At 67.4% G+C, this 8,538-nt stretch carries 2 protein-coding genes; both read left to right on the top strand.

The features are described 5' to 3' along the window. Positions 1 to 1,032 precede the first annotated feature (1,032 nt). Positions 1,033 to 1,332 (top strand): hypothetical protein, encoded by a 300-nt coding sequence (locus ABZ293_RS39660; RefSeq protein WP_355189462.1) that lies wholly within the window; start codon positions 1,033 to 1,035, stop codon positions 1,330 to 1,332. A 32-nt stretch (positions 1,333 to 1,364) separates the two neighbouring features. Beyond that, positions 1,365 to 8,538, top strand: a 7,174-nt coding sequence (locus ABZ293_RS39655; protein ID WP_355189460.1) for a type I polyketide synthase, incomplete at its 3' end; no start/stop codon positions are given.

Raw genomic sequence — 8,538 nt, 5'->3', positions numbered from 1 at the left:
CGCTGGGCTCATAACCCAGAGGTCGCAGGTTCAAATCCTGTCCCCGCTACTAGGGAAACGGCCCGGAACACATTGTTCCGGGCCGTTTCTCGTTCGTGCTCGGGAACAGATTTAAGAACCTTGGCCGAGCTCACGATTCGGGGCCAGTCGCCGGGCTCGGTTCGACATCACGCAACCGGGTCGGCGTGGCAACCGTCCTCTCCAAGGATGCCTGCCCTTGTCACTCAACTCCGGCGAGGAGCACCCGCTCGAACCGCGTTGGTAGACGTGACCTTTCATCAGGCCGCCTCCATCATGTCGTGCAGCCCGGCGGTGACTACTTGGCTGCGAGTGGGTTTCTCCAGTGCTACGGGTTTGCTGAGGTTGTCCGTGACCGGATGGGCTCTGGAATCGGCTGGCGGTCGCTATCCCGGATCGCAGAGTCCTTGCGTCGATCAGCAGGGTGCGGGATTCCACTATCTGGACCAGATCGGACGGCGTTGTGCTGGGCTATCTGCGGCAGCCAGACAAGTGCACCCACGTTCGGTGCGTAGCCGAGCACACGGTGTCGGCCCATATCTGCGGACCGGTGACCTCAGATTTCTCGCCAGTGGAGAGCTTTGGCAGTCGGCCGATCGTACGATCTCAACGTGGTGAACGGACACGCGGTCGAGGCCCAGGTCAGGGTACCTGTCGCGAGGCTACCGGACGGTTGACAAGGTCAAGATCATCTAGTTACTGTTCAGTACGATGACTCCTGCTGTTCGAATAACTCTCGTACGGGCGCCTCGATCCCGTGGCATGTCCACGTAGCGCTTCACTCGTCAGCGTCGCTCGCTGATCAATTGCTCTACTGAGCCCGGCGGCACAGCCGGGGCCAGTCTGGGCCTACACCATCTCTTTGGGCCCCAGGCCGTCTGCGGAAGACGCTCCACATCATTCGGGGCTCTTCGCCGAGCCTCGAACGCGTCGAAATCCGTTGTGTCGAAGCAGGAATCGCCTGAGTCGACCTGCTTATCAACTCTTTAGCCAGATCTACGAATTGATGGTGACATGACCTGCTCCGCGGCCCGGATCGATGTCGCGGGAGGCGGCGGCCGTCCGTCGAGCGCTATCGCCCAGGAACCGCGGTGGGAATGCCGAATCGAGAACGGATCCAGCTCCGTCGATGCGAGCGAGGTCGGCGCGCCGTGCACCGAACTCGGACTCGAGGCGTTCGGCGATCCGGAGTTTCGCGACCGGTTGGCCAGCGTAGAAGAACGAAACTTGCTGGCCACGGTCGTCTTCGACATTTTGGCGGCGGGTGAGGTCGTGAAGTTCGTGGGTACCTCGAGGAAGGATGTTCAGAGGTGACCGGATCGGCGTTTGCCGTCGCTATCGTTGGCATGTCCTGCAGAATGCCGGGCGCGGCCGATCTCGACAGTTTCCGGCAGCTGCTCAGGGCGGGGCGCGACGCGATCGGCACAGCTCCCCCGGGCCGGGAGAGCATCACCGAGCGGGCCGGATTCGTCGACACCGTAGGGGAATTCGACGCGGACTTCTTCGGGGTCTCGCCCATTGAGGCGCGCGCCATCGATCCGCAGCAGCTGCTGGCGCTGGAATTGAGCTGGGAGGCGCTCGAGGATGCGGGCCTGGCCGCCACGGCGCGCGATGCCCGGCGGTGTGGTGTGTTCCTCGGTAGCACCGGAAGCGATTTCGCCGAAGTCCTGGCCTCCCGAGGTGGCCCGGGCGTCAGCCGCCACTCGCTGTGGGGTGTCGGACGCGGCATCATCGCCAACCGCGTCTCGAACCACTTCGGTTTCAGCGGCCCGAGCATCGTGGTCGACAGCGCCCAGGCATCCTCGCTGGTCGCGGTTCATCTGGCATGTGAGAGCCTGCGCAGCGGCGCGAGCGACGTGGCACTGGCCGGTGGCCTGAACCTGATCCTGTCGCCGACGAGCAGTGAGCGTATCGAGCGGTTCGGCGCACAGTCGGCGCTCGGCGCCTGCTACACGTTCGACGCGCGGGCCGACGGGTTCGTGCGCGGCGAGGGTGGCGGCATGGTGGTGCTGAAACCACTCGCGCAGGCGGTCGCCGACGGCGACCGGATTCACGCCGTGATCCGCGGCAGTGCGGTCAATACCGGCAATGAACGCCGAGTGCTGACCGCCCCGAGTCGAGATGCGCAGGCGGCGGCGATCCGCGCCGCGCTGACCGCGGCAGGTGTCGAAGCGCCGTCGGTGCAGTACGTCGAATTGCACGGCACCGGAACACCTGCCGGTGACCCGATCGAGGCTGCCGCGCTCGGCGATATCTACGGGGTGGGCCGGGCGCAGGATGCGCCGCTGGCCGTCGGATCGGTCAAGACGAATATCGGGCATCTGGAAGGTGCTTCCGGTATCGCGGGCCTGATCAAGACCGTGCTCGGGCTGAGTCACCGAGAACTGGTGGCCAGCCTGAACTTCGAGACACCGAATCCGCGAATTCCGCTCGCGGACCTGGGCTTGCGGGTGGTGACGGGCACCGAGAGCTGGCCCGTTGCCGACGTGCGCAGGGCAGGTGTGTCCTCCTTCGGTATGGGGGGATCGAATGCCCACGTGATCCTGGAGGAGGCGCCTGCCGTCGTATCGGCCGCGTCCACGGTGGACGGCGCGGTCGGTGCGGTTCCGTGGGTGGTATCGGCCCGCAGCGAGAGCGGCGTAGGTGCGCAAGCGGCCCGGCTGCGGGAATGGCTGCTGCGCCATCCGGAGCTGGATGTGGTCGATGTGGCGCACTCGTTGCTGGCCACGCGAGCCCACATGGAGTGGCGCGGCAACGTCGTCGGGGGGAATCGCGAGGAGCTGCTGGCCGGGTTGGCGGCCCTGGCCGACCCGACCGCACCCGCCGTGGCGATCGAGCCGACAACCGCGCGGGCCGAGCCGCGGCGGGTCGCATTCGTCTTCCCGGGGCAGGGCAGCCAGTGGGAGGGTATGGCGCTCGGGCTGTTGGATGCGGGTGGGGCGTTCGCGGAGTCGATTGCGGAATGTGAAGCGGCGCTTGCCCCGTACGTGGACTGGTCGCTGACGGCGGTGCTGCGTCGCGAAGGTGACGTGCCCCCGCTGGATCGCGTGGATGTGGTGCAGCCGGTGCTGTTCGCGGTGATGGTCTCACTGGCCCGGATGTGGCGAGCGGCCGGTGTGCAGCCGGACGTGGTGATCGGCCATTCCCAAGGCGAGATCGCCGCCGCCTATGTTGCCGGTGGACTGTCGCTGTCCGATGCGGCGCGGGTGGTGGCTCTCCGGTCGCGGGCGGTCGCCGATGAGCTGGCCGGACAGGGCGGTATGGCCTCGATCGGACTCGGCGCGGATGCGGTCCGGGAACGTCTATCGGCGCATGGGGATCGGCTGTCGTTGGCGGCGGTGAACGGACCGGCGCAAAGTGTGATCGCCGGTGATGCTTCGGCGATGGCGGACTTCCTCGCCGACTGCGCCCGCGACGGTATATGGGCCCGGCCGATTCCGGTGGATTACGCGTCGCATTCGAAAGCGGTTGAGCGGCTGCGTGATCGGCTGCTCGAGGAACTGGAGCCGATTCGCCCGCAATCCGGGTCGGTGCCGTTCTTCTCGACGGTATTCGCCGACCGGTTGGATACGGCGGAACTGGACGCCGAATACTGGTATCGGTCATTGCGGGAACCGGTTCGATTCGCCGATGCCGTGACGGCGCTGATCGGTGCCGGTATCAACGGGTTCATCGAGGCGAGTCCGCATCCGGTGCTCACGATGGGCATCGGCGTAACCGCCGAGGCGGCCGGTGCGGCCGAGGGCGTGTTTGTTGTCGGATCGTTGCGGCGTGGTGCGGGTGGCCCGGAACGGTTCATGGCGTCGCTGGGCCAGGCCCATTGCGCGGGTGTGCAGGTGGATCCGCACGCGCTGGTCGCCGGTGGGGCGCGGGTCGACCTGCCGCCGTACGCGTTCCAGCGCCGTAGCTTCTGGGCCGGTGTGTCCGCCGTTTCTCGGGTAACCGATGTCGTCGCGGCAACCGAGGAGCAGATTTCCGAGGGAACTGAACAGACCGGAACATGGGACGACGGGCCGTTGGCACGCAAACTGCTGGCGGTCCCCGAATATCAGCGCGACACAGTAGTTCTCGATATCGTTCGTGAGCACGCCGCTGCCGTACTGGGCCACGAGTCGGCCCTATCAATTCACCCCGACCTGCCGTTCACCGAGTTCGGGTTCGACTCCGTCAGCGGGGTGGAGCTACAGAACCGACTGATGCGGGCTACCGGTGTGCCGCTGCCGAAGACGCTCATATTCGACCATCCGACCGGGAGTGCGGTTGCGGCGCTGCTGCGGGAACGGGTCACTGGGACCGACCGCGGGCAGCGGCGGGTAGCGCGGCGCACGACTTCGGACGAGCCGATCGCGATCGTCGGCATGAGTGCCCGATTCCCGGGCGGTGTTCGGTCCGCCGAGGATCTGTGGGATCTGCTCGCGGCGGGCCGGGACGCCATCGGCGAATTCCCCACCGACCGCGGCTGGGACCTGGACCGGCTGTTCGACCCGGACCCCGACAAGCCGGGCAAGGTTTACACACGCCACGGTGGATTCCTCGGCGGTGCAGGCGATTTCGATCCCGGTTTCTTCGGCATCAGTCCTCGCGAAGCGCTGGCGATGGATCCGCAGCAGCGGCTGCTGCTCGAAACAGCCTGGGAAGCCCTGGAGGACGCAGGTATCGACCCGGTGTCGTTGCGGGGCAGCGACACCGGCGTCTTCGCCGGTGCCTGTTCGTCGGGATACGCCCGGCGGGTGACCGGTGACCTGGAGGGTTTCCGGCTGACCGGTACATCGCACAGCGTCATCTCGGGTCGCGTCGCATACGCGTTCGGCCTGGAAGGGCCTGCGGTGACGGTGGATACGGCGTGCTCGTCATCGCTGGTGGCGTTGCACCTGGCCTGCCAGGCGCTGCGCCAGGGTGACAGCTCGCTGGTGCTCGCCGGTGGTGTGACCGTCGCGGCCAGCCCGTATCTGTACGTGGACTTCGCCCGCCAGCGCGGCCTGTCGCCGGACGGTCGCTGCAAGGCGTTCTCGGCTGCCGCCGACGGGGTGGCATGGTCGGAGGGCTCGGGTGTGCTTGTGCTCGAGCGACTTTCGGATGCACAGCGGCTGGGCCACAACATCTTGGCCGTTGTTCGCGGTAGTGCGGTGAACCAGGACGGCGCGAGCAACGGCCTGACCGCGCCGAACGGTCCGTCGCAGGAGCGGGTCATCGCGCAGGCCCTCGCCAATGCGGGGATCTCGGCGGTCGACGTGGACGCGGTGGAGGCGCACGGAACCGGTACGGCCCTGGGCGATCCGATCGAAGCGCAGGCGTTGATCGCCGCCTACGGACCGGAGCGCGGCGATCGGGAACCGTTGCGGATCGGTTCCTTGAAATCGAATATCGGCCATACGGTTGCCGCCGCCGGGGTGGCCGGGGTGATCAAGATGGTGCAGGCGATGCGGCACGAACGGCTGCCGCGGACACTGCACGCCGAAATGCCGTCGCCGCATGTGGATTGGGCCGCGGGCGCGGTGCGTCTATTGACGGAGGCCGAACCGTGGACCGCGGGCGATCGAGTGCGTCGGGCTGGTGTGTCGTCGTTTGGAATCAGCGGCACCAACGCGCATGTGATCCTCGAAGAAGCACCTGCTGCATCGGTAGCGGCTACCGAGGGTGACATCGGCGGCGATGCGCAACGGCACTCGAATATCACCGTGCCGGTCACCCCGGTGCTGGTGTCGGGTAAGGGCGAGGCAGGTCTGCGCGCGCAGGCCGCCCGGCTGCGTGCCTGGCTGTCGGAGCGGCCGGAGATCGACGTCGCGGATGCGGCCTATGCGCTGGCGACGTCGCGGGCGCAGCTGGACTCGCGCGGCGTCATCCTCGGTCGTGATCGGGACGAGTTGCTCGAGCGCCTGGCCGATCTCGCCGAATCGGGGACCGGCACCGGTGTCGTCGCAGGCGCCATCGGCTCGGGGACGACGGCGTTCTTGTGCACCGGTCAGGGTGCACAGCGGATCGGCATGGGTGCAGGCCTGTACGAGGCGTTCCCGGTATTCGCGGACGCGTTGGATTCGGTGTGCGCCCAGTTCGATCCGGTGCTGGAGTGCTCGCTGAAACAACTCATGTTCAGCGGCGCCGCTCCCGGCGGTACCGATGTCACGGTGCTGGATCGGACGGAGTTCACCCAGCCTGCGTTGTTCGCCTTCGAGGTGGCGCTGTATCGCCTGCTCGAGTCGTTCGGCGTCACCCCGGACGTGTTGATCGGCCACTCGATCGGAGAAGTCGCGGCCGCATACCTCGCGGGCCTGTGGTCGCTCGAGGATGCCTGCCGGTTGGTGGCGGCGCGCGGCCATCTCATGGGTGCGTTGCCCGAGGGCGGCGCGATGCTGGCCATCGGAGCATCCGAAACCGAGGTGAACGATGTCGTTGCCGGGTATCCCGGCCGCGTGTCGGTCGCAGCGGTGAATGCGCCTGCGGCCCTGGTGATCTCGGGTGACGAGGACGCCGTCGCCGAGATCGAGGCCCGATTCGCCGAGCGCGGCCGCAAGACGTCGTGGCTGCGGGTCAGCCACGCCTTCCACTCGCATCGGATGGAGCCGATGCTGGCCGAATTCGAGTCGGTCGCAAAGGACTTGACGTACAACCAGCTGCGCCTTCCGGTGCTGTCGAATGTGTCCGGTCAGCTCGCCGGGGACGAGGTGCTGGAACCTGCCTATTGGGTTCGGCAAGTGCGTGCCGCGGTGCGCTTCGCGCCGGGTATCGAGACGCTGATCGCCTCGGGTGTGCGCCGATTTCTGGAAGTGGGGCCCGATGCCGTATTGGCGGCGCTGACCCGGCAGACCCTTCCGGAGGGCGGGGAGTCCGCGTCGGTGGTGGCCGCGGCCGCGCGCCGGGATCACGATGAGCCCCAACAGTTCCTGACGATGCTGGCACATGCTCACACGTCCGGTGCGAGTGTGGATTGGACGGCGCTGTTGCGTCGCCCGGCCCGACGACGAGTTTCCCTGCCCACGTACGCCTTCCGACACCAGCGATTCTGGTTGCCGCCGCGTCCCGAAGCCACGGGCGACGCCCTCGGCCATCCGCTGCTCACCGGTGTGGTACCGGTGGCCGGTAAGGACGAGTTCGTTTTCACCGGCCGGTTCTCGCTGCCGACCGACCCCTGGGTCGCCGACCACATGACCTACGGGACCGTGGTGCTGCCGAGCGCGACCCTCGTCGAGTTCCTGCTCGTCGCGGGCGGCAGAATCGATTGCGGCGTCGTCGAGGAGCTGACCCTGGAGGCTCCGATACTTCCCTCGGAAGACGACGAGGTCGAACTCCAGGTGTCGGTGCAGGAGCCGGATGGGAACGGGCGACGGCCGTTCCGCTTCTACTTCCGCAAGGTGGGTCGCCGAGCGGGCGAATGGGTGCGCAATGCCAGCGGAGTGCTGGCCCCCTCATGGGACGGCAACGATGCTCTGCTGGACCGGCTGCGGGACGAGCCCTGGCCACCGGCCGACGCCGAAACTCTCAACCCCGCATGGATTCCCGAGCGAATCGCCACCGGATCCGGACTCGAATACGGTCCCGCGTTCATCGGCGTCGACGCCGCATGGCAGCGGGGTGAGACCGTCTTCTCCGAGATCACCCTGGACACCGCGGCCGCGGCCGAACCGGAGCGGTTCGATCTGCATCCCGCTCTGCTCGACCTGGTGATGCACGCCGGGCTGGCCGGGCTCGTCTGGCGCGATCAGGACAGCGATCCGAACATCGGCCGGTTGCTATTTCGCTGGGGCGGGGCGCGACTGCACCAGCCGCTGGTCAAGGCGACGACGCTGCGGGTCATCGCCGTGGCGAGTGGCCCGGAGACGATCTCCGTTGCGACCATGGATGATTCGGGACGGCCCGTAGTCTCCGTCGACGCGGTCGTGATGCGGCCCTATGACGTGAAACAGATGCGCGGCACACTGGCCGGGGATGACGCCGGCCTCTACGAAGTTCAGTGGACACCGGCGCCGGCAGCGACACCGAGTCGGTCCATGGACCGGATGGCCGTACTCGGTTCGGCGGCGGTCGCCGGAATCGAGACCTGCTCGCCGAGCCCATCGGAACTTGCTGCGGCACAAGCGATTCCGGATGTTGTGATCTGGTGTCCGGAGGTCGGCGCCGCGACCGACGATCCGGCGGCCGTTCGCCGCCACTTGGAAACGGTCTTGGCGACAGTGCAGTCCTGGCTGGCCGAAGATCGTCTGGCCGACACTCGGCTGGTCGTGGTGACCACCAACGGTGCCGCGCTGCCGGGCGAGGCACCGGATCTCGCCGCGGCAGCCGTCTGGGGTCTGTTGCGCAGCGCCCAATCCGAATATCCGGGCCGGTTCGTTCTCATCGACGCCGATCCGTCGGCCGTTGCGCCCCTGGGGGGTTCGATGCCGATCGGCGCGGTGATCGCGGCAGGCGAACCACAGGTAGCGGTGCGCTCCGGAGCATTGCTCGTGCCCAGACTCGCGAAAGCACGAGCCGAGCGCGATGCCGAGCCGGGGCTGGCCCAGCCGTCGCCCGATCGCCACGCCTCAT

Origin of the sequence: Nocardia sp. NPDC005998 (assembly GCF_040614395.1) — a bacterium.
Lineage (GTDB): Bacteria > Actinomycetota > Actinomycetes > Mycobacteriales > Mycobacteriaceae > Nocardia.
The sequence above is the reverse complement of the archived record's forward strand: the minus strand, read 5'-3'. Positions and strand labels throughout refer to the sequence as shown.